Source organism: Aestuariirhabdus haliotis, assembly GCF_023509475.1.
In the GTDB taxonomy this organism is placed as follows: Bacteria; Pseudomonadota; Gammaproteobacteria; order Pseudomonadales; family Aestuariirhabdaceae; genus Aestuariirhabdus; species Aestuariirhabdus haliotis.
This window is the reverse complement of record NZ_JAKSDZ010000107.1, coordinates 1-514: the sequence shown is the minus strand read 5'-3', so window position 1 is coordinate 514 and position 514 is coordinate 1. Positions and strand designations below refer to the sequence as shown.

The following is a 514-nucleotide window of genomic DNA, read 5'->3' as shown; positions in this document are numbered from 1 at the left end:
AGAAACTCGCAAAAAAAGTGGCGTCCCCTAGGGGGTTCGAACCCCTGTTACCGCCGTGAAAGGGCGGTGTCCTAGGCCACTAGACGAAGGGGACATATTCTTCCTTCGCAACCCAAACGGGTTGGACAAAAATTGGAGCGGGAAACGAGACTCGAACTCGCGACCCCAACCTTGGCAAGGTTGTGCTCTACCAACTGAGCTATTCCCGCAACGTAGGTTTCACCAGCTACCGCTGGGGCGGAAACGAGACTCGTCTCTCTAACTCTGGACGACCCCAACCCTGGTAAGGTTGTGCTCCCTGAGCTATTCCCGCACATGTAGTTTTTACCAGCTACCGCTGGGCAGGAAACGAGACTCACCTCTATAACTCTTGGCGAACCCAACCTTGATATAGTTGTGCGCTCCAAGCTTTTCCAGCCTGTAAGTTTTACCAGCTACCGCTGGGCGAGAAACTCGCAAAAAAAGTGGCGTCCCCTAGGGGGTTCGAACCCCTGTTACCGCCGTGAAAGGGCGG

Annotated in this window: 3 tRNA genes; all 3 read right to left on the bottom strand. The window is 54.7% G+C overall.

What is annotated here, in order from left to right:
• Nucleotides 1-18 precede the first annotated feature (18 nt).
• Nucleotides 19-94 (bottom strand) — tRNA-Glu (locus tag MIB40_RS19470).
• Between the two features lie 39 nt (nucleotides 95-133).
• Nucleotides 134-209 (bottom strand) — tRNA-Gly (locus tag MIB40_RS19465).
• A gap of 24 nt (nucleotides 210-233) precedes the next feature.
• Nucleotides 234-313 (bottom strand) — tRNA-Gly (locus MIB40_RS19460).
• Nucleotides 314-514: the final 201 nt, after the last annotated feature.